This is a genomic window from Chryseobacterium taichungense, from assembly GCF_900109935.1.
Classification (GTDB): Bacteria; Bacteroidota; Bacteroidia; order Flavobacteriales; family Weeksellaceae; genus Chryseobacterium; species Chryseobacterium taichungense.
This window is the reverse complement of record NZ_FOBV01000001.1, coordinates 797,129-818,273: the sequence shown is the minus strand read 5'-3', so window position 1 is coordinate 818,273 and position 21,145 is coordinate 797,129. Positions and strand designations below refer to the sequence as shown.

The window sequence follows — 21,145 nt, the reverse complement described above, 5'->3', positions numbered from 1 at the left end:
TTTAGGGTGGTTTTAGCGGTGGGGCTCACCTGTTCCCATTCCGAACACAGAAGTTAAGCCCACCAGCGCCGATGGTACTGCGAATAGCGGGAGAGTAGGTCGCCGCCAGTTTTTTTATTAAAAGTCTCATACAGCAATGTGTGAGACTTTTTTCGTTTTTATACCATTCAAGATTCAATATTCAAGATTCAAAGTTTAAGGTAAACAGCATACCCCAATAACAAAGAACCAGGGAAAAAGTAAAAAGAACCAACGAGAAAAGACCATGAGATTGAAGATTTAACGTTTAAAAATTTAACATTTAACATTAAATCACTTATTACCTATTATTTATTACCTGTCATTCATTACTCATAATTACGCCTCATTAGGGTTCGATGGAATTTGGGATTAACATTCCACCGGGTTGTACCCGGTGCTATAGGATGGCGCCCCTTCAGGGCTTGCTTTAAAATATTATTCATATCTTATTCTAAAGGGATATAGGCATCGCATCAGGGATTTTATATACATCAGGGAAAATTAGAAGTTTATAGAATTAGAGTCGGGATAAATAACATCTTAAAAGACTGTAATTTTATTGCTTATTACTCATAGTTTATTTTAATTCCGACTTCCGGCCGAAGAGTTATTTGTAACAGGCCAGTGCTAGAATACCGACAAACACCTAGCCTCGATAGGAGCGGTTACCCCACAGCAGGGAATGGCATATTAGGCCTTAGACGGGACAAGCAACGGCGCGAGGAGTAAGAGCGGATAGCGAGAGTAAGCTCCTGAAAAATGGATTTATTTTATAAAGCGCTTATAGTAAAAACAATTCTGCTGCTGTAGCTTGCTGCTGGAATCGTTACCGAAATACCGCTCAGCTGTAATTGTACAGGTATATTTGAATAGGACGCAAGAGATGCGACTGCCTGAATCTGAAATAATTCAACGTCGGTAGAAGGTATAGTTGTATAGGATGTGCCACCGGATATTGAGCATAGCACACAAGTTGTTGTACCGGTTCCTGTACGTCTTGCCTGAAGAATAAGATTAGTGTTCCATGTAGAATTGGGTTCGTAGTGCATCGTTATTTTTCCACTTGCTAATAACAGAGGGACAGTTGCATTCAATAAAATCTGATTTGATTGACTCTCATAAGTCCCTGGATAATTGCTTCCTGCTTCAGTAATTGGAAGTATGCTTGGTGACCAATTTGTTCCGCCTACGGTAAGTGTTCTTTGAGACTTTAATTGAAGACTTAAAAATAAAATAAAAAATAATGTATTCTTCATAAAGTTATCGGTAATAAATTTGTTTTCAATTGTTATATATCATTCTGTTATCGTATATGTAATAACAACAGGTGTATTTGAACCGGCAAACAGATTAGCATATGTATTTGTTGAAAGTGTAATGCTTAATCTATGACCGCTATTTGTACCGTTTCCCGTAAAAGCTCCTCCAATACCGCTGATTAATGTTTGTGCAGTGGTAGATAATGTGATTTGTCCTGAAGGTGCTCCTAAAGTGCCTCCGCCGGTTCCGGAAGCTGCTGCCTGAATTTTTATATCAACGCCGGGCAAGCTTTGGTTAATAGCTACTGTTATTCTTTTTGAGATTCCTCCGGGAGCAATTGCGGAAGTATAGTTGATCCATTTGGTTGTATTAACTGCAGGTGCTGATATTTGTCTTCCAGCTTCACTAGGTGCGGTGTAGTTTAATGCAATAGTACCGGAAGGCTCTACATCCATTAAGGTTACCACAGGTAGTGTAAAGTCAACAGTTTTATTTCCTGTAGTCTGCGAAAAAGTTTTACAACATAGTATTAGTAAAATAGGCATTAGATAATTCATTTCTTTTTTTTCATTTCATTATAACTAACTTTAATGGTTTCCTGCTGATATTTTACTTCTGCCTGTTGCTTTATAATATCAATATTCAAGATTTTATTTTCTGAAGGATGAAGTATAAACTTATATTGGTCTATGGGGATTTTATATCTTTTGTCAAGGCCATTTCTGAATATCTTCAATTGCCATTCTCCCGGACGCAGGTATGTGAAATCAAAACTCTCTCCGATTAAGGCTATTTTCCGGTACGTCTGATCACCATTTGATACTTCAATGATTATATTTTCTTTTTTCTTTTTTTCAGTTTTAACAGGAAGATGTGCAAAGCTTTTTTGTTCTCCCATATGGGTCAAGTGAATATTTCCTTCAATACGGGCGGCACTGGTAAGGGCAAAATTGAAAATATTTTCTTTATTAATGAGATTTAGCGATACAGGAATATTGGTAGCCGGAATATCGTTAATCCCAGTTGTCGACCGGTCGATTTCCAGCATATACTCTCCGGGAATAATATTTTTAAATAAAAAATTTCCCTGTTTATCTGTAACAGACAGATGGTTTCCCAGCATCAGCCGAATGCCTTCTATTCTTTTTACTCCGAGATTATCAATATTTCCGGAGAGGCTTATATATTCTGCTGTTTTCTGTACTGGAATATTCATATGAAGTGTATAGCGAAGTGAAAAAACAAAGTCTTTATTTCCCAGTTCGCCACGTTGCAGTGTATATCTTCCGGAGACATCAAGGTCATGCCCTGGTAAAATTTGTTGGTGATACAAAAGCTCGAAAAGATTTCGGTCTGCATAATAATCTTCCGGCATATAATTGTTCTGATAAAATATACTGAAACTTGTACGGTCCGAAATTCTGCTTAAAATTCTTGCGCCATAATAAAATTGTTTTTGATTCTGCAATTCGTAGCGTGCCGTTTCAGCATAACTTCCGTATATATTGAATGACGTTTTATATTTTTCAAAGCCAATATTGGCCGTATAAAAACTTGAACTTCCGGAATAACCTGTAAGATAATTATCTGTTTGTCCAAACTGTCCTTCGATATTAAATTGAAGAATACCAATCTGCTGATCCAGGCTGATTCTCAAAAATCGCTCTTTGTAATCAAATTCTCTGGGCATAAGCCTGTCCTGGTACCTTTGGAACCCATGTGAAAGCAGTAAGGATCCGCTCTTAAGATATTTATACTGAATTCCATATTGTAAAAATCTACGGTAAGGGGCAGCCAGGAAAAGTGTATCACGCTGGAATTTCTTTGCATCCTGAATGAAACTGGCAGTTAAATTTACTTTTCTCAGAAGTTTATAATGAATATTTCCATTAAGAGTACTTGTATTATTGAAATAGCCGGCGAATTCTGGCCCTGTTTTCATATACGTAATATTTCCGCTAAATTTTTCAAAACGGGCAACCGTCTGTATCATAAGTCCTGCATCCTCGCTTTCATCGGTTTTACTATAAGAGGCTTCTCCTAAAACTTCAAGATTTTTATTCAGTTTAAATTTTCCCGTAAGATATGGCAAATGGGCATTAAAGACTAATTTATAATTTGAGAATCTCCAACCTATATTTTCTGTTCTTGGGATTTTATGTAAATAACCGACATTTATTTCTGATTCTTTAGAAATTTTAAATTTCGAATATACATTATACTCATCTCTAATATCCCGGAAAAATCGTGGATGATTATAAAAACCACCAATGCTTATATTCTTAAAATCAATCTGAATTTCCACACCACGACCGTATCGTGCATATTCAGTAAGAAAAGAAGACGAATAATTCTTGTCTCCCAAATGAATCGAGATATTGTTACGCTTATAATTCAAAAAATACTCTTCATATTGTGTGAATGAATTAAATTCTACCGGATTTTTAGTCAGTGCTCTAAATTCAATGAGATTTTTATTGTCTTTGTCTAAACTTCCTTTTCCATATATTTCACCTTGAAAACCATCATTGTACTCACCACGATTTCTCATTCCGACCCACGAGATTGAAGCGGCTGCCGGAAGTCTGTGAAAAATATTGTCTTCCGCAGGTTTTATTGAAATAACTTTCACACTTGCATAAGCGGTTTGTTTTTCATTCGGATGTTCGGCAAAATATACAGAAAGACTTATATTCTGATATTCATTGGTGACTAATTGAGAATTGGTAGCTTTTGAAATTGTTATTGTTTTATTTTCACCGGGTAATAATTGTAAAAATGTACTTTCTTTTATTACCGCATTTTTACTTTCCAGAATTAAATTTTCTGTACTGTTTCCATTATTCTTCAAAAGGAAATTAGCTTTAATTTTTTCTCCGGCTCTTACAAATTCGGGAAAATTTAACGTTGATAATTCTAATTTTCTATTAGGTAAAATAAAGAACTGGAATTTTTCAATCAGTTTTTCCTGAGTATTTCTCTCTGTTCCGTTTAATGTTATAAAATATTTTCCCTGTGCTGCTTCTGCAGCTATTTTCAAAGGTATGATATATACATTTTTTTCATTTGAGGGTAGTTTCAATTCACCATTTTTTAATATCGGTATGATAAAAGAACTGGAAGTTTCAAGACTGATATCATACATTTTATCTTCGGAAGTATTGTTTTCCAAAACCAACGAAACAGAAGTTGATGTCCCCGGTTGCAGGCTATCTTGACTCACAAAGTGGTTTTTTTGAGCAAAAATTAGCATTGGGAATAGCAGGATAATATATTTAAGACTATTCCTAATCATCCTTTACTTCCAATTCAAGGTTGAGCGCAAAAGCATTTTCATTCTCATCTGTAGCAATTAATACTGCATTATATTTTGCGGCAGGTATTTTACTGAGATCAATATGAAATGATTTTGAGGTTTGTGGCAGCAGCCCCATAGCCTGACTGGAAAAAGCTCCCATTTTCTGTCCGCTTTTTTTATCATAGATGTCGATGCTTGTCACAGGCTTGCAATAAAGATTTCCAATATTGGCGATGGCAACTTTTAAGATTCGTTTGCCTTCATCCTTATCAATCTTTACTCCTTCAAATTTCAGATCAGGCTTTGCATCTTCAGAACGCAGGTCGGTGATCACCTGAATTGCATATCGTACAACGGACGTAATATTGACACCCATTTTATCATTAGTAGGTTTAATTTCTTCCACGGGCTCTGCTATGATAACACTCCAATAGCTTCCGGGATCTGGCGCATTGGTGGGAACCGTTATTTCATAAAATATTTCAGCTTTTTCTTTGGCTTTCAGACTAATAAGATTGGTGTTTAGTTTTATCCAGTTAGTATTCGTTTTTTCATTCGTATTTGGACTGGAATAAACGCTTGACCCATCTGCGCTGTAAGTAAAATCCTGCAAGAAAAATTTCACATTTTGTGTGCGATTGCCTGCGTTTTCCACGGAAATTTTCCCTTTATAAACTTTTCCAGCTTCTATATTGTAGTTATGGGTAAGACCATTAAGTATAATGATGTTAGCCTTTATACTGCTAAACGAGACTATTAATAAAATAATTTGAAAACAAATATTCTTTATCATTTGTAATATTTATAGTTGAAAAAATGCAATATTGTACAGGGAGAAATTATAATACAATTTCTCCTGATAAGAAAATCTGAATGGTTTAAAGGTTAATTGTCAGAAATAGTGTATGTTACTGTAGCTATAGCAGTGGTTGTGGCTTCAAGATCTCCATATGCTGCGACGGTACCTGATCCGCTTCCGGGAGCGAGTGCATACGTAAGATTATGGCCATTATTGGCACCATCACCGGTATAAGCACTGCCGATCCCCGAAATAAGGGTTTGATCTGCAGCACTCAAAGTTAATTGCGCAGATGGAGTTCCTAAAGTTCCTGATCCTGATCCTGTGGCCGCTGCTGCTGTAACTCTGATATCAATTCCGGGAACAAGGGCATCCAGCCTTACCGAAACATTTCGTGTAGCATCTGTAGCCGATTTGATAGAAGAATAATTAAGCCAGAGTGTATTATTTGTCCCATTTGCAACAATAGGAAGGCCAGCTTCTGTCGGAGCGGTAAAACCGAGTGTAATATTTTTGTTGGCGGCTGGTTCGATGTCTGCCAATGCTACTTCCGGAATTGTGATGGCAATGGTATGACTGTCAGTGTTTGAATCCTGTGCTTTCACTTGTACTGAAGCAAAAGCAATAGCTGATACAGCTAAAGTAAATTTAATTCTTTTCATGGTTGAATAATTTGGTAAATGTGAAATTAATAAAATTCAATATATTATGAAATATTTTAACACAAAATTTGAATTTTATTTGTTAATTATCAATGTTTTATATTTAATGCGTATTATTTTTCACATAGTTATGAAAAAAAATAATTATGATTTATGATTGTAGTCAATAAATCAAAAAAGCCCCATAATTTAGATATGAGGCTTTAAAATACAGTATTCACATTATCTATTTCAGCTCCAGTGCGGATCAGAAATTGATGATTTACCATTCTCAAGGCGGCCGGCAAAATGCCATATATTATTATCAGATTCTATTTTCAAATCATACCAGCCTTTTGTTTTATTTAAATCAACAATGATTTTTTCTTGTATTGGTGTTAATGAAATTTCTGTTTTTTTCTTTTCATAAAGATTTTCAAGCGTTATCTTCCCGGTAATGCTTTTTTTATCCTTTTTAACAATTATTTCAACTTTATTTTTTGCTGGAATATTATTCAACGAAATTTCTAGTTCAGGAGTATTGCTGCCTTTAAAGTGTCTGTAAAAACCATTCGGGCCAAAAACTTCATAATCATAGATTTCCGAATTGATAGGATGTGATAATTCCTGTTCTGAATATAAAGCATAGGAAAAATAAAAATCATCCGTCTCAAACTTTGTTCTGTCATAAATAATAAGCGGAACTGCCCGTTCTTTTAAATTAAGCATTTTAATTTTCTCATCTTCAAAATTTACGTGAAAATTATAGGGTAGTGCATGAGAAGGCTTTATGCCCGGCTCCTGAATTTCAAGAAGTTGGTTATTTAGCTCATTTTCTTCATACCATTTCAGATCAGGAATAGGCTTATTTTTCGCTGAATTGATTGTTTTCGCATATTCTTTCTGATCCAGAAAATCCATTTTCGGAATTTTTATTTGGGGTGAATTAAAAGCTGATGTCAGATCCCCACATATTGCCCGTCTCCAATCGCTAATATTGTCTATAGTAACATCTTTATTAAATTTTTTCTGAATAAATTTTTCCAGGAACATCAGCACGGAAGTATGATCCGAAACCTCAGAATTTACAAATCCTCCTTTAGTCCATGGTGATGCGATGATCATTGGAACCCGGTATCCCAACCCAACTGTACCTTCTACTTTTTCGTGGTCCTTTAATGTTGATGACAATATATACTCCTGTGTTCTATTAACGTATTCCACACCCTCTGGTCCATTCATATCTACTGGTTGACTTGGATTTAAAGGTGGAGCAAAAGGCAAAACGTGATCAAAATAACCGTCATTTTCATCATAATTAATAATGAAAATCGTTTTCTTCCAGATTTCGGGATCCTGTGTGAGGATATTCAGCACCTCGGAAATATACCATGCCCCATACCATGGAGATCCGGGATGATCTGAAAAATGCTCAGGAGCAATAAGCCATGAAACTAATGGAAGTTGTTTATTTTCAACATCTTTTCTGAACTGATGCAAAACGTCACCTTTAGGGACCACCAGCCTTTCACCGTTTTCATCCTGTCCGATTTCAAGATTCCAATAATCAGGATCATTAATATTAGTGGTGAATGCCTTCTCGTGAAGATTTTTTTCTTCCTGCGAAAGTTTTTCGAACTGATCAGGATGATATTTTATCTTATCCTCTTTCAGCTCAGCGATCATTTTTTCAAGTTTCTCTTTCTGATTTGGATATTTTTTAATTTCATTTTGCAGATGAGTAATGACGTTCGGAATATACTGATGATACCCTTTTGAAAATTTTACATTAAACTTTGAAAACCATTCAATCGGGTTGTCAGTAAAATTGCTCAGCCAGGCTTCCTGCTCACCCGACATTCCTTTCGGAAGGCTGATCTCATTCTGATATATTTTCCAGGAAATATTCTGTTCTTCCAAAATTTCAGGAAAACTTTTCCATCTTGCCTGATGGTCTTTATCATAATCAATATTTTCATTGTAAACATTAGGCTTTACTCTCCCGTTTTTCTCTTCCCGTAAAGTTCCGGACCAGTGGAAAAGCCTGTTGGGTGTAGTTCCTGTTAATGAAGAAGAAAAATACTGGTCAAAGATCGTAAAGGCATCTGCCAGCTGGTAATAAAAAGGAAGATCTTCACGGTTATAATATCCCAGAGTTAAAGGAATATTTTTATAATCTTCATTTCCTGAAGCCTTCGCCTGAAGCCATTGATCGTATTTTCCTTTATTCAAAGCTTGTTGCTGGTTGTTCCAGGAGTGTGGAAGCGAGCTCATCCATGTCGACTTTGTATTTCTTAAATCAAGACGGGCAGGAGCGGCATATTTCCCGTCATTATTTTTCTGGAAAAACACAGAATGTCCATCCTGTTTGATAAAAGCTCTGCGATCGGAGAATCCCCTTACACCTTTTAATGCCCCGAATGCATGATCGAAAGAACGGTTTTCCTGCATAAGAATTACTACATGTTCTGCATCATAAAAAGTAGATAAAGCGGCGGGCTCAATCTCTAAAGCCTTCAGAATAGCAGGATGTAAAACACTTGAAGTTCCTAAACCGGCCAGCAAAAGACCTGATTTTTCCAAAAATTCTCTTCTGTTCATAGGGTATATAATAGAAAGAAACCGCAAGTTAATAGGTTTTCCTGCGATTTCTTTTGTTTTAATGTTAAAAATTATTGACAGATCTTTAAATTAGTATTGCACTTAATTTTAAACTAAAATCTACTCAGAATTCCCCAATGGATTTTAATATCATTAAATTTAAAGGGATTTCCAAACTCATTACCATTAGAAAGCTGGAAACTCATGAGCCCGATCGGGATAAAAAAATTGAATCCAAGCCCGACACTGTAGAGTTTGGGCTTTACGTTGAGAGACTTATTGTTGAGCTGTCCATACTGTCCGAAGACATCAAAAAAGGCTTGGCTCCCGATGAGATACCGGTATTCTAAACCTCCGTAATAGTAGAAATCTGCTGCCAGGGAATTTTCATTGAAGCCGCGCATCGAGTTCCAGCCTCCGAAGCGGTATAATTCATTAGCAGAGAAATCAATCTTTGAATCCATCATCGCCCCTTCTGCCTTGAGATTAAGGAAATGGTTTCCGTTGATATGGTAATTGTGTTCCCCGAAAAAGTAAAACTGATTTTGCGGAGAGTTGATATTATCTTTGGTATATCTTGTAGCAAGATAATCGTATCCGGCGTTAATTCTGGTTTTGTAAAGGAAAAGGTCAATGTCGGTAGGTTCTACCATTTCAAACCAGATCCCGATCCCTTTTTTGTTGTAATCTTTCCCCTGCACATATAAAGTGTCTATAATGCTGGAGCTTTCAAAAGTTCCCCTGAGGCCGATTTTATTCCTTGAATTAAGGTGATAATAAAAAGCAGGAAGCGCCTTAACATTGGCAAACGTAGAATCCTGACGAAAGATATTTACCTTCATATTCAATCCGACATTCGATTTGAAGAGATAAGGAACGTCGGTCTGCAGGTCAAATGTCTGTCCTTTATCCGGATTTCGCTGCCAGTAAAGATTTATCGTTTCAAAGCTGTTGAATATATTCCTGAAATTAACATTCAGGGTTCCGTTCAATGTGAATTTATCTGTTTTATCATTTCCGAACCCGATTACCCCATCAAAGCTGTTGGTTTTTTTCTTTTCCATGAAAAGATAAATACTGGTTGAGTCTTTTGTAAACATCGTCTGCGGAGGCCGTTCGAGAGAAATAAACTGATGGCTTTGAAAAGATTTGTTGATCGCAAGAAGGTTTTTGTCATCGTAGGTTTTACCTTTAAACTCCTTTTCAAGATTTTTCATAAACCTTTTCGGAACACTGGTATAGCCCTTCACCACGAATCCGTCAATGGTTCTTTTGTCGTTCTTATTAATATCGAGCTCTACCAAAGGATAGCCGTTTTTCTGTCCTTTGTATTTAGATTTTATTCTGCTGAATGCAAAACCATCATCAATATACCTTTTATTAATATTCTTCTTAGTTGAATCTAAGTTTTTGGTAAAAAACTCTTTGTCACCTTTTATTTTACCTGAAATAGAATCTGAAAGTCTGACGTACGTCTCATTAAAGTTTTTACCTTTATGAAAAACAATTTCCGTCGTGTCACCTTTTTTTCTAACCTCTTTCAGCTGGGTGAAAAAATAATTGTTTTGAGCAAGAGAATCGAGAAATTTCACCGCCGAAGCAGAATCTTTCACCTTTTTTTTCACGTTAGTTTCTGAATCAATAAGGAAATACGGTTTTTTCTGCGCCTGAATACAAACGCAACAGAGGATAAAGAATATTTTTAGAATTAATTTCAATTTGTCATTCTGAATGTAGTGGAACGAATGAAGAATCTCAATAAAAATACAAAAAGATTCTTCACTGCATTTCATTCCGTTCAGAATGACAATGCACCATTCAATTAACAGTTTTTAAGCCAGTTTATTGTATTTTTTCATTAAATTTTCATAAGTTCCCTGTGGAAGAATCCATTTCAAAGGAACCCCGATTTTCTGCCCGAATTTGCCAAAATAATAATGAGCCTTCCATTTATTTTTAAGCAAAAGCTGATCGATATATTCTGCAACTTCCAAAGGTTCGGTTCCGTCACCAACGTGGCTATTCATTAAAGCATACACTTTATCGAAAACATTCTTGTACGGTTCTGAAACTTTTGTTCTCACCCGGTTTTCCGCAATATTGGTTTTTATATCTCCCAAATGAAGTGAGCAAACATGAATATTCCAAGGGTAAACTTCATATCTCATAGCTTCCGTCACCTTATCCAAAGCCGATTTTGAAGCCGAATAAAATCCTCGGAAAGGCAGTCCCATCTCACTTCCGATGCTGGAAACATTGATGATCTGTCCGAATTTATTCTCGCGCATTTTCGGCATTACTGCACTCATCATTTGTACGGCTCCAACTAAATTCAGTTTGAATAATTTCAAAATATCCTCTTTTGAGGAATCTTCCACAGCACCGACCATTCCCATTCCTGCGTTGTTGATCAGAACATCGATTCTGGTTTCTGTTTTCAGTACTTCTGCGATGGCATTTTGTACGGCATCGTTATCCGTTACATCAGTAGGGATGGAGGTAAAATAGGCACTTTCGGTATGTTTTCTGCTCAGACCGTAGACTTTATGACCTTTTTTGCCAAAATATTCAGCCAGTACGAAACCGATTCCTGATGAGGTTCCGGTGATGATTATCGTTTTTGTATTCATGAATTTTCAGTTAAAATAATTTTTAAATCTTCCCAAAACATCGGATAGGATTTTTCAACAACATCTTCATCTTCAATATGTAATTCTTTAATAAGGCAGAACGGCGCAAATGCCATTGCCATCCGGTGATCCTGATAAGTCTTAATGGAAATATTATCTTCAGGCTTACTAAAGCTGATTGATTTAATGGTAAGATCAGTAAACTCTGTTTCTGCTCCCAGCTTTTTTAATTCTTGATGTAAGGCTAAAAGTCTGTCGGTTTCTTTTACTCTTAATGTTCCCAGGCCGGAAATTTCAAAAGGAATTTTCAAGGCTGCAGCTGTTACACAAAGCGTTTGAGCGATGTCGGGACAGTTATTCATATCCAAAAAAATCTTTTCAGGAAATACAAAATCAGGGTCAGGCTGTAAGGTGATTTTATGCTCATCTTCAGTAAAAATTGTTTTAATTCCGAAAAAATCTTCATAAATTTTTGCAATGGCAGAATCTCCCTGAGTAGATTTTTTATAAAAACTTTTCAGATGAATGGTCTTTCTTCCCAAAGCGGCAAAAGAGTAGAAGTAGGAAGCAGAACTCCAGTCACTTTCTACTTCGTAATTGATGATGGATGACTGATGATTTATAAATGGTTCTACTTTGATCGTATTTCCGGCAAAATTGTTTCTAATTCCGAATTTCGTTAAAATGTTCAGTGTCATTTCAATATATGATCTTGAAGTAACTTCGCCAACCAAGTTTATTTCCAGTCCGTTTTCCAGTTTTCCTGCGATTAATAGGAGGGAAGTGATAAACTGGCTTGATATATTTGCTGGCACATCTACTTTTTCCTGAATGATTTTTCTGCCTTTTATTTTCAGTGGAGGAAAGCCTTCATTTTCCAGATATTCAATTTCTACACCGAGATTCTGTAAAGCAGTAACAAGATTTTTAATGGGTCTTTCTTTCATTCTTTTTGAACCGGTAAGAATCGTTGTTTTACCTTCCTGAATTGAATAGTAGGAAGTAAGAAAACGCATCGCGGTTCCGGCATGGTGAATATCCACGACCTCTGTATTTTCTGATAAAGCTTTTTTCAAAAGACTGGTGTCCTGGGAATTCGAGAGGTTTCCAATTTGTATATTGCTGAACAGACTTTCTAAAATCAACAAACGATTCGAAATACTTTTCGAACCGCTGATCTGTATGGTCTGGTTTTCTTTTAATTGTGATTTTTCTAGCTTCATTATTTTCAAGTAAGGAAGTTGGAGGCCGGAAGCGGGGAGTTCACTAGCGGTATTAAAACTTCCATCATCCATCTTCCTGAATTATTTTAATTTCTCATTATTCTGATGGCGTTCTTTATCGCGATCCGTCTTTATTTTCATTTTTTTATCAAAAGCTTCCTGCAGATTGACTCCGGTCTGATTGGCTAAGCATAAAGTGACAAATAATACATCCGCAAGCTCTTCGCCGAGATCTTTGCTTTTATCACTTTCCTTTTCGCTTTGCTCTCCATACTTTCTTGCAATAATTCGCGCCACTTCACCAACTTCCTCGGTCAGCATGGCCATATTGGTGAGTTCATTGAAATAACGGACGCCGATGGTTTTTATCCATTCATCAACTTGCTGCTGCAGATTTATGATTTCCATTATTTTTTATTGTTGATCTGTATTTCAAGATTGTTGATCTTTTCTTTCAGGTGGCTGATTTCTTCTGCCTCCTCGATAGATTGCCCTATTTTTTCAGTAAAGTTTGCAAATTTACTGAAGAGTTTTCTTATCATAATGTATAATAAGAATAACACAATAAATCCTCCTATTTTTACAATATTAAAATCCATTTGCATATAATTTTATTGATACTGATACGCACCCAAAGTAGGATTTGAGGTCCTTGAATTACCTGCAATATCTGTAGGAACCGTTGCAGCAACAGCTGTACTTCCTTTTCCGATAGCGGGAGAGTTTTGTTTTACTCTTAAATTCATTTGTGCTGCAAAATAATTTACAAACAGCGGATCTTGGTTTTTAACCAACTGTATCACACTCGGAGCTGTATCAAGGAAACCTGCCTCTGATTGGGTGGAGTATTTTAATAGGCAGTTCTCGAATACAAAATTAAATAGCTGCCCCGGAGTTTGTTCAAAAAATACTGAATTATCGCGGTCTGAATAGACGATGCTATTTCTCACATTTAAGATCAGAGCGCCTTGTTCTGTTTGGTTTGATTCGTTTTTCCATTCGTTTGTCGCAAAAATTCCGTTTCTGTTGTAAGATTGCAGAAGATCAGAATAATTGGCAATGGTAGAATGCACATAATTGTGAGTACCACCTTTAAAGATTCCAATCGCCGATTCTCCACAGTTATTCATTACAAGGTTTTTTGCATTCACTGTAGAAGCGACTGCATAAATACCATATTCCTGAAAAGTATGAATAAATGAATTGTTGATGGTTGCATTGGTTTGCTTCATTTCAAGCCCTCTTGTTCCACCGAAAAGTCTTGCATAATTCATATTTAAATTAGATCCGGGTTCCATTTTAACAGAATTCCAGTTTTTAGGAATGGTATCGTAGGCAGGATCATTTCTGTCTCCGCGAAGGGTAACGTTGTTGGCCAAAGTTCCGTTAATATTTAAAGTCGCTCCGGATAACACTTTCATTCCACTGTTTTTATGAAAATATACTTTGGTTCCGGCTTGTACATTCAGGATTACATTTTCATCAATTGTTAAGTCACCATAAATGATTTTAGCCTTATCATTATTCCAGGTTGCATCTGAAGTGATGATATTAGGATTGGATGAACTTTTAATAAAAAATTCCGCATCCTGTACAACGGAGAATAAGACTACATTTTGCTGCCCCGCAGGGCTGTCGAAAAGGATTTTATCTTCAGCGATAGCTTCAGGGCCGGTAGCTTCAGGAGCAATTTCCACGAAAATATAAAGACTGTCTTTCTTTCTCAGAGGCACATCTTTAAAATCATATCCGGGCTTTCCGTCTACATTGATCTTATATAATGATGAAGATCCTTTTTCAAGATGAATTCTCGGGATCAGGATGTCTTTATCTTCATTGTTATAAACTTTCACCGCATACGTTTCAGAACGAACCTGATGATAAACCGTGTCACAAAAAACCGTGTCTTTGGAAAAACTTAGTTTTTGCGAAGGTGTATCAAAACTGATATCATCCTTATTACAAGATACAGCCATAACAAGCATCCAGAAAGAAAAAGCCAGTAATAATTTGAATTTCATCGAAATTAAAGTTTAATAAATTTCAAATGTAACGAAAATACTTCGAATTTCTTATGAAGAAAAAAATATTGACAGCATATTTGCAAATTCAAAAAAATATTGTACTTTTGCAACCTAAAATTAGCAGAGAAATATCCATTACTATTTCGAAAGCAAACTTTAATTTTTAACATTGTATTATGAAACCGCAAGGTTACATGTGACATTAACAAAAAAAGAAATTTACACATGAAAAACGGAATCCACCCAGAAAATTATAGACTTGTTGTTTTCAAAGATATGAGTAACGACGAAGTATTTCTTTGCAAGTCTACAGCAGAAACAAAAGACACTATCGAGTACGAAGGACAAGAGTATCCTTTGATCAAAATGGAAATCTCTTCAACTTCTCACCCTTTCTACACTGGTAAAGTGAAATTGGTTGACACTGCAGGTAGAGTTGATAAGTTCATGAACAAATACAAAAAATTCGCTAAGTAATTTTTTGACATTAAAATATTTAAAAGTCTTTCGGTTTTCGGAAGACTTTTTTTATTGTATTTTTGTTACACGTTGAATTTTTAACATTAAACTTAAACTGAACGATGCAACTAGTATTTTCAGATGCACAATATTGGGAAGATTTTCTTCCGCTAACTTTTACACGGCCTGTTGCAGAAATGCGATGCGGAATTCTTACCTTCTCACAGAGATGGCAGAAAATTTTAGAAAACACCGAAATTTCTTTTTTCACCGAAGCTTATCTGCAGAAAAAATTTCCCGAGCCTGAAAGAAAAGAAAGTCTTTTTCTGGTAACAAATTTTTTACCCACGGAAAATGTCATTCAGCAAATAAAAGAACTGAAACAGGGAGAAGCGTTGGTTTATGAAGATGAATTGATTGCTGCAAAAATCAATATGGATGGTTTTTCTCTTCATCAGATTGAAAAGATGACCGATATTAAAGAAGAACTTGTATTCTTTAAAAAGCCAGCGGATCTTTTTACCTATAACCATAAAGCAATTGATTTTGACTTTGATTTGCTTACAAAAGGAAGAGCTTCCCGGGAACTTTCTTCTACTAACGGATTTTTAGGAGATAAGAAAGATTTGTTTATTGAGGAAGGGGCTCAGATTGAATTTTCAACACTCAATACGAAAACAGGGAAAATTTATATCGGTAAAAATGCTGAGGTTATGGAAGGCTGCCATTTGCGTGGTCCGATCGCACTTTGTGAAGAATCTAAATTTAACCTGGGAGCAAAAATTTACGGAGCAACCACTATTGGTCCTCATTCAAAAGTTGGAGGAGAAGTGAGCAATATTATTATTTTCGGGTATTCCAATAAAGGGCATGATGGTTTTATCGGAAACTCGGTCATTGGTGAATGGTGTAATTTCGGAGCGGATTCCAATTCTTCCAACATGAAGAATAATTATGGAAATGTAAGATTATGGAATTACAGAAGAAAAGCTTTTGAAGATACGGGATTGCAGTTTGCAGGACTCATCATGGGTGATCATTCTAAAACTGCGATTAATACCCAACTCAATACAGGAACGGTAATAGGTGTGGCTTCCAATATTTTTAAAGAAGGTTTTCCTCCGAATTTAGTTGAAAATTTTTCGTGGGGTGGTTTTAAAGACGACGAAAAATTCAAATTAGATAAAGCCTATGAAGTCGCAGAACGAGCCATGGCAAGAAGAAAAGTGACTTTGAGAGATGAAGATAAAGCGATTTTAAAACATATTTTTGATACGTATTAAACCGATCAATAAAGGAAACTTCAAATTTTTTTGAAGTTTTTTTACTTTTAATGTAATATTATGTAAAATCTGATTGTCTTACTTATAGAAACAAAACTTATGACCCAAGAAGCTTTTAAAAGTACGGTATTCATTCTCAAAAATGAGATGTATCGCTTTGCGAAAAGGTTCGTCATGAGTAGTGATGAGGCAGAGGACGTGGTGCAGGATCTGATGATCAAATTCTGGCAGAAAAAAGATGAACTGGAGCAGTTCGGAAATTTGAAATCTTATGCATTGAAAGCAGTCCGGAACGAATGTCTGAACAGGCTGAAGCATCACGATGTAAAGATGGGATTTGCTGATATGCAGCTTCACAGGTCAGAGCTTTACAGTATGGAAGTGAATAATCTGAAGGAACAAATCATTGGTTTCATCAATCAGCTTCCGGAAAAACAAAAGATGGTTATCCATTTGAAAGATGTAGAAGAATATGAAGTTTCAGAAATAGCAGAAATGCTGGAAATGGAAGAAAACGCAGTAAGAGTAAATCTGATGCGGGCAAGACAAAAAGTAAAAGAACAAATCTCACAAATGATGAGCTATGAGCAAAGACAAATTTCAAGATAAATATAACGAGATCTTCCAACATTTAAAGGAAGAAAAGATGGACTGGGATTTCGAAGATTTTCTGAAAAAAGCGGAAGATAAAGATGAGGTACAAGACAATAATGAAACTCCTATTATTCCGATTGACGGCAAAAACAGGCCTTCGATTCCAAAGTGGTTCTGGATGGCGGCAAGTGTAGTGGTGCTGTTAAGCATTGGATTTATATTTAATTATAATAACAGCAATGTTGAAGATCAGGCTCAACTGGTGGAAAATCAGATTAAACTACAGAAGAATGATTTTATTGAAGAGAACAGCGAGCATCAGGCTCAGGTTGCTGTAAACCAAGTGTCGGATTCTGTTTCCGGAGCTAAAAAAGATTCTCTGTTTCAGGAAAACACAATGGCTGAAAAAGATTATTTAGATGAAATTTTACCGAAAAGGGGAAGGCTTAAAAAAGAAAGAAAACCAAGATTTGTTTATAATTCCTCTTATCAGAAAGCTTCAAAAGATTCCACAGGATACAAAGATTCTTACGTTATTGTGAACGGAAAAAGAATTGAAAATGTGGAAGAAGCCATTAATGTGACTAAGTATTCATTCCAAATATTTGCAAATAACGTCAGTGAAAAATTAGTACAACCAAAAGTCGTTGACGACGATTATTAATTAACCTTTAAAAAAAGATTATGCACCTGATCAGGCACTAATAATCAAAAAATAAAATTGACTCATGAAAAAAATATTCATCATATTCGCATTGGCCTTTTCACATTTTTTTAATATGTATGGCCAGCAGGATAAATTAGACCAGCTTTTTGATAAGTATCAGGAAGTAGAAGGGGTAACTTCGATCAAAATTGCAAAGCCCATGTTCGGTATGCTGAGCAATCTGAATCTTGGAGATGCAGAACTTGATCAGATAAAACCTTTATTGTCAAAAATAAAAGGATTAAAGGTGTTCATCGCAGAAAAGCCTGAGGATGAAAGCTCTATGAAGGGGCAAAAGCTTTCGCAGATCAACAGGGATATAAGATCTTATTTAAGTAATCTCAATTACAGTGAGATCATGACCATGAACAGCAATGGCGCGAAAATAAAATTTCTTTCAGCGGAAGAAAAAGATGGAATTCTGGATGATCTCTTATTAAGCATTGACAGTGGTGGTGAAGAAAGTATTTTGATAAAACTTGACGGCAGACTTTCGATGGATGACATTAATAAGCTCATTAATTCGACAGAAACCAAAACAAATTCTTCAACCAATACCAGAAGCAGCTTTGCTTCCCAGAATACTTCTTCTTATCTTAATGGTGAATTAAGGAGTGTAGGAGAATTCTCAGGACTTCAGGTAAGTACCGGGGTTGTTGTCAACTTTAAGCAGGAAAACCCAACTTCGGTAAAGGTAATTGCAGATGCTGATAAGCTTCAGTATATCATCACAAAAGTTGATAACGGAGTTTTGAAAGTATATATTGACAATAAAGGGCAGCGAAACTTAAAGTTTAAAAATATTAGCGTAAATGTATCTGCGCCAAGAATTGATAATATTAAGACTTCTTCGGGGGCTGTTTTCAATGCAATCAATAATATAAATGAAAATGCCGTTTCAGTTGATCTTTCATCAGGATCTGTAATCAACGGGAATTTCAATATCTCGAATAATGCAAAAGTGGAAGTAAGCTCGGGAGCCGTAATAAATTCTACCATTAATTCTAAACTGATTAATATCAAGGCGTCAAGCGGCGCGGTAGCGAATCTCAACGGAAGAGTTGAAGTTGGTGCGATAGATGTAAGCAGCGGTGCGGTTTGTAATGCAGAAAAATTTCAGTTCAATGAATTGGAGGCTGAAGCAACATCAGGAGCGGTTGTATCAGGCCATGCGGTAGAGAGGCTAAAAGCAACTGCTTCTTCAGGAGGAACCATAAAATATAAAGGGAATCCTGTTATAAACTCTAATATCAGTAAAACATCAGGTGGAAGCTTGAAACAAATCAACTAAAAAAATCAATGCCATGAAAATAGTAAAAAATCTTTTCTTGTTTCTTTCTGTAATGTTTGTCATACAGTCCTGCATTGTTTCCGAAAAACCAAATATGGCTTACTTTTCGGAATCGGGACACGATTTTAAAGGAGCTAAATTCGTAAGTATAAATGTTCCGTTATTCCTGGCGAAGCCTTATATTAAAAAAGCTTTAAGAGAAGATGGCGAAGATGAAGAGATCATCAGGATGATACGAAAAGTTTCCAAGATAAAAGTAATGACTGTGGAAAACGGAGACCGTAATATGCTGAAAGATTTTGCCAGCTATCTGAATAACAATAATTATGAAGAATGGGCAACTATAAAGCACGATGGTGATAATGTCAACATTCGGGTAAAGCAGAAAGGCGATGCTATTAAAAATATGCTGATTACGGTAAACTCAGATAAAGAACTTGTTTTTGTAGATATCCGGGGAAGTTTTACGGCAGATGATATCTCAAAAATGATTGCTTCTGCACAGGATAAGTAGACATTTCATATTCAATCATATTCTAAATTTTATTTTGTACCAAAAACCATTTCTTAAAACGAGATGGTTTTTTAATTTAAGTTATTGATTATTAAGTTTTATTTAAACTATTAAAATCGATTTTCGTATTTCATCAAAAAATCTTAATTTTGCAAGAAAGTAAAGATGTCTATTCATAACAAAATTGTAGAGACAGCCATCACTTTCGATGACGTGCTTCTAGTCCCTTCTTATTCAGAAGTTTTACCTAATCAGGTTTCATTAAAATCAAGACTTACCGACAAAATTACGCTGAATGTTCCTATAGTTTCTGCTGCAATGGATACAGTAACCGAAGCTGAATTGGCAATTGCACTGGCAAGAGTGGGAGGTTTGGGTTTCATTCATAAAAATATGACCATTGCAGAGCAGGCTGCACAAGTAAACAGAGTAAAACGTTCTGAAAACGGAATGATCTCTGATCCTGTTACTCTTTCAAAAGACCATACGCTGGCTCAGGCAAAAGATACAATGGCGAAATATAAAATTTCTGGGCTGCCGGTTGTTGATGCTGAAAATACCTTAATAGGAATCATCACCAACAGGGATGTAAAATATCAGGAAAACCTTGATATGAAGGTGGAGGAGATCATGACAAAAGATAATCTCATCACTTCAGATAAAAATACCAACCTGGAAAAAGCGAAAGAAATTCTACTGAAAAACAGGGTGGAAAAACTTCCGATCGTTGATGCTGAAAATAAACTGGTAGGATTAATCACAATTAAAGATATTGATAACCAGCTGGAATATCCAAATGCCAACAAAGATCAAAACGGTAGGTTAATCGTTGGAGCAGGCGTTGGAGTAGGAGAAGATACTCTTGATAGAATTGAAGCATTGGTAAAAGCAGGCGTTGATATTATCGGTATCGATTCTGCACACGGACATTCTAAAGGTGTTTTGGATAAAATCTCAGAAATCAGAAAAGCATACCCTGATCTTGATATCGTGGGTGGAAATATCGTGACGGCAGAAGCTGCAGAAGATTTGATTAAAGCAGGAGCGAATGTTCTTAAAGTAGGTGTCGGTCCTGGTTCTATCTGTACAACAAGAGTCGTTGCCGGAGTTGGAGTTCCTCAGTTATCTGCTATTTATAATGTTTATGAATATGCCAAAACCAAAAATGTTGCAGTTATTGCAGATGGAGGTATCAAGCTTTCAGGAGATATTGTAAAAGCTATTGCAAGCGGAGCGGGAGCTGTAATGCTGGGATCACTGTTAGCCGGAACAGATGAGGCACCGGGTGAAGAAATTATTTTCCAGGGTAGAAAATTTAAAACTTATCAGGGAATGGGAAGCCTTTCTGCAATGAAGAGAGGTGGAAAAGAAAGATATTTCCAGAGTGAAGCTAAAAAATTCGTTCCGGAAGGAATTGAAGGAAGAGTACCGAGTAAAGGTAAATTGGAAGATGTTATTTTCCAGTTAACAGGCGGTCTAAGAGCTGGAATGGGATATTGTGGAGCTAAAGATGTTGAAGCTTTACAGACAGAAACCAAAATGGTAATGATCACAGGAAGCGGATTGAAAGAATCTCACCCTCATGATGTAATCATCACACAGGAAGCTCCGAATTATTCTTTATAGAAATATTTTCAACATAAATAAAAAACTGTTCAATGAATAATTGAGCAGTTTTTTATTTTGGATGTAGTGGTAATACATATTTTTTGATTAAGGTTTCAAATAACTAATAAACTATATTGGTTATAAAATTTTAAAAAATCATGCGAATTCTCTTTCAAAGCTGATAATAATTAAG

19 protein-coding genes and 1 rRNA gene are annotated in these 21,145 nt (G+C 35.9%); 8 read left to right on the top strand and 12 right to left on the bottom strand.

What is annotated here, in order from left to right; all coding sequences use genetic code 11:
* Nucleotides 1–2: 2 nt before the first annotated feature.
* A 5S ribosomal RNA gene (rrf, locus tag BMW64_RS03770) occupies nt 3–111 on the top strand.
* A 680-nt stretch (nt 112–791) separates the two neighbouring features.
* On the opposite strand, the gene BMW64_RS03765 is transcribed toward rrf, so the two are convergent.
* From BMW64_RS03765 to BMW64_RS03710, 12 genes are all read right to left on the bottom strand, one after another.
* Nucleotides 792–1,277, bottom strand: a complete 486-nt coding sequence (locus BMW64_RS03765) for a hypothetical protein (RefSeq protein WP_089998475.1) — start codon at nt 1,275–1,277, stop codon at nt 792–794.
* 39 nt (nt 1,278–1,316) lie between these two features.
* A complete protein-coding gene (locus BMW64_RS03760; protein ID WP_228400827.1) occupies nt 1,317–1,826 on the bottom strand; it encodes a hypothetical protein in 510 nt (169 codons plus the stop codon).
* Between the two features lie 8 nt (nt 1,827–1,834).
* The gene (locus BMW64_RS03755; RefSeq protein ID WP_228400826.1) at nt 1,835–4,504 is read right to left on the bottom strand and encodes a COG1470 family protein; all 2,670 of its coding nucleotides are present in this window, start codon (nt 4,502–4,504) and stop codon (nt 1,835–1,837) included.
* A 64-nt stretch (nt 4,505–4,568) separates the two neighbouring features.
* On the bottom strand, nt 4,569–5,372 hold the full coding sequence (locus tag BMW64_RS03750) for a WxL protein host-binding domain-containing protein (protein ID WP_089998472.1): 804 nt from the start codon (nt 5,370–5,372) through the stop codon (nt 4,569–4,571).
* Nucleotides 5,373–5,464: 92 nt separating this feature from the next.
* Entirely contained in the window at nt 5,465–6,040 is a 576-nt protein-coding gene (locus BMW64_RS03745; protein WP_089998471.1) for a hypothetical protein, read from the bottom strand.
* Between the two features lie 231 nt (nt 6,041–6,271).
* Nucleotides 6,272–8,620: a phosphocholine-specific phospholipase C gene (locus BMW64_RS03740; RefSeq protein WP_089998470.1), complete on the bottom strand. Its 2,349-nt coding sequence runs from the start codon at nt 8,618–8,620 to the stop codon at nt 6,272–6,274.
* Nucleotides 8,621–8,733: 113 nt separating this feature from the next.
* Nucleotides 8,734–10,245, bottom strand: coding sequence for a BamA/TamA family outer membrane protein (locus BMW64_RS03735; RefSeq protein WP_228400825.1), 1,512 nt, complete (start codon nt 10,243–10,245; stop codon nt 8,734–8,736).
* A gap of 207 nt (nt 10,246–10,452) precedes the next feature.
* Complete coding sequence (locus BMW64_RS03730) at nt 10,453–11,250, bottom strand: SDR family oxidoreductase (RefSeq protein ID WP_089998469.1); 798 nt, start codon at nt 11,248–11,250, stop codon at nt 10,453–10,455.
* Nucleotides 11,247–12,473 (bottom strand): 3-phosphoshikimate 1-carboxyvinyltransferase, encoded by a 1,227-nt coding sequence (locus tag BMW64_RS03725; protein ID WP_177175229.1) that lies wholly within the window; start codon nt 12,471–12,473, stop codon nt 11,247–11,249. Before BMW64_RS03725 ends, BMW64_RS03730 begins: the two co-directional genes overlap by 4 nt.
* A gap of 81 nt (nt 12,474–12,554) precedes the next feature.
* Nucleotides 12,555–12,881, bottom strand: coding sequence for a nucleotide pyrophosphohydrolase (locus BMW64_RS03720; protein ID WP_089998468.1), 327 nt, complete (start codon nt 12,879–12,881; stop codon nt 12,555–12,557).
* On the bottom strand, nt 12,881–13,072 hold the full coding sequence (locus BMW64_RS03715; RefSeq protein ID WP_143052636.1) for a hypothetical protein: 192 nt from the start codon (nt 13,070–13,072) through the stop codon (nt 12,881–12,883). The genes BMW64_RS03720 and BMW64_RS03715 overlap by 1 nt, the downstream gene beginning before the upstream one ends.
* Nucleotides 13,073–13,084: 12 nt before the next feature.
* Nucleotides 13,085–14,494 (bottom strand): hypothetical protein, encoded by a 1,410-nt coding sequence (locus BMW64_RS03710; RefSeq protein ID WP_089998466.1) that lies wholly within the window; start codon nt 14,492–14,494, stop codon nt 13,085–13,087.
* A gap of 228 nt (nt 14,495–14,722) precedes the next feature.
* On the opposite strand from BMW64_RS03710, the gene BMW64_RS03705 reads away from it, so the two are divergent.
* The 7 genes from BMW64_RS03705 (at nt 14,723) to guaB (ending at nt 20,970) form a co-directional block, all read left to right on the top strand.
* A complete protein-coding gene (locus BMW64_RS03705; protein ID WP_002976190.1) occupies nt 14,723–14,974 on the top strand; it encodes a type B 50S ribosomal protein L31 in 252 nt (83 codons plus the stop codon).
* A 104-nt stretch (nt 14,975–15,078) separates the two neighbouring features.
* Nucleotides 15,079–16,239, top strand: coding sequence for a GlmU family protein (locus BMW64_RS03700; protein WP_089998465.1), 1,161 nt, complete (start codon nt 15,079–15,081; stop codon nt 16,237–16,239).
* A 99-nt stretch (nt 16,240–16,338) separates the two neighbouring features.
* Nucleotides 16,339–16,848: an RNA polymerase sigma factor gene (locus tag BMW64_RS03695; RefSeq protein WP_089998464.1), complete on the top strand. Its 510-nt coding sequence runs from the start codon at nt 16,339–16,341 to the stop codon at nt 16,846–16,848.
* Nucleotides 16,823–17,497: a hypothetical protein gene (locus tag BMW64_RS03690; RefSeq protein WP_177175228.1), complete on the top strand. Its 675-nt coding sequence runs from the start codon at nt 16,823–16,825 to the stop codon at nt 17,495–17,497. The genes BMW64_RS03695 and BMW64_RS03690 overlap by 26 nt, the downstream gene beginning before the upstream one ends.
* Before the next feature lie 64 nt (nt 17,498–17,561).
* The gene (locus tag BMW64_RS03685) at nt 17,562–18,830 is read left to right on the top strand and encodes a DUF4252 domain-containing protein (protein ID WP_089998463.1); all 1,269 of its coding nucleotides are present in this window, start codon (nt 17,562–17,564) and stop codon (nt 18,828–18,830) included.
* Nucleotides 18,831–18,843: 13 nt separating this feature from the next.
* A complete protein-coding gene (locus BMW64_RS03680; protein WP_089998462.1) occupies nt 18,844–19,344 on the top strand; it encodes a DUF4252 domain-containing protein in 501 nt (166 codons plus the stop codon).
* Nucleotides 19,345–19,509: 165 nt separating this feature from the next.
* Entirely contained in the window at nt 19,510–20,970 is a 1,461-nt protein-coding gene (gene guaB / locus BMW64_RS03675) for an IMP dehydrogenase (RefSeq protein ID WP_089998461.1), read from the top strand.
* Nucleotides 20,971–21,145 lie beyond the last annotated feature (175 nt).

Excerpts from the sequence above, each read along its gene's own strand:
- BMW64_RS03765 (WP_089998475.1), bottom strand. The coding sequence starts at position 1,277 with ATGAAGAATACATTATTTTTTATTTTATTTTTAAGTCTTCAATTAAAG.
- BMW64_RS03730 (WP_089998469.1), bottom strand. The coding sequence starts at position 11,250 with ATGAATACAAAAACGATAATCATCACCGGAACCTCATCAGGAATCGGT.
- BMW64_RS03680 (WP_089998462.1), top strand. The coding sequence starts at position 18,844 with ATGAAAATAGTAAAAAATCTTTTCTTGTTTCTTTCTGTAATGTTTGTC.
- BMW64_RS03705 (WP_002976190.1), top strand. The coding sequence starts at position 14,723 with ATGAAAAACGGAATCCACCCAGAAAATTATAGACTTGTTGTTTTCAAA.
- BMW64_RS03760 (WP_228400827.1), bottom strand. The coding sequence starts at position 1,826 with ATGCCTATTTTACTAATACTATGTTGTAAAACTTTTTCGCAGACTACA.
- BMW64_RS03700 (WP_089998465.1), top strand. The coding sequence starts at position 15,079 with ATGCAACTAGTATTTTCAGATGCACAATATTGGGAAGATTTTCTTCCG.
- BMW64_RS03725 (WP_177175229.1), bottom strand. The coding sequence starts at position 12,473 with ATGAAGCTAGAAAAATCACAATTAAAAGAAAACCAGACCATACAGATC.
- BMW64_RS03685 (WP_089998463.1), top strand. The coding sequence starts at position 17,562 with ATGAAAAAAATATTCATCATATTCGCATTGGCCTTTTCACATTTTTTT.
- BMW64_RS03710 (WP_089998466.1), bottom strand. The coding sequence starts at position 14,494 with ATGAAATTCAAATTATTACTGGCTTTTTCTTTCTGGATGCTTGTTATG.
- BMW64_RS03695 (WP_089998464.1), top strand. The coding sequence starts at position 16,339 with ATGACCCAAGAAGCTTTTAAAAGTACGGTATTCATTCTCAAAAATGAG.
- BMW64_RS03750 (WP_089998472.1), bottom strand. The coding sequence starts at position 5,372 with ATGATAAAGAATATTTGTTTTCAAATTATTTTATTAATAGTCTCGTTT.
- BMW64_RS03740 (WP_089998470.1), bottom strand. The coding sequence starts at position 8,620 with ATGAACAGAAGAGAATTTTTGGAAAAATCAGGTCTTTTGCTGGCCGGT.
- BMW64_RS03690 (WP_177175228.1), top strand. The coding sequence starts at position 16,823 with ATGAGCAAAGACAAATTTCAAGATAAATATAACGAGATCTTCCAACAT.
- BMW64_RS03715 (WP_143052636.1), bottom strand. The coding sequence starts at position 13,072 with ATGGATTTTAATATTGTAAAAATAGGAGGATTTATTGTGTTATTCTTA.
- guaB (WP_089998461.1), top strand. The coding sequence starts at position 19,510 with ATGTCTATTCATAACAAAATTGTAGAGACAGCCATCACTTTCGATGAC.
- BMW64_RS03720 (WP_089998468.1), bottom strand. The coding sequence starts at position 12,881 with ATGGAAATCATAAATCTGCAGCAGCAAGTTGATGAATGGATAAAAACC.
- BMW64_RS03745 (WP_089998471.1), bottom strand. The coding sequence starts at position 6,040 with ATGAAAAGAATTAAATTTACTTTAGCTGTATCAGCTATTGCTTTTGCT.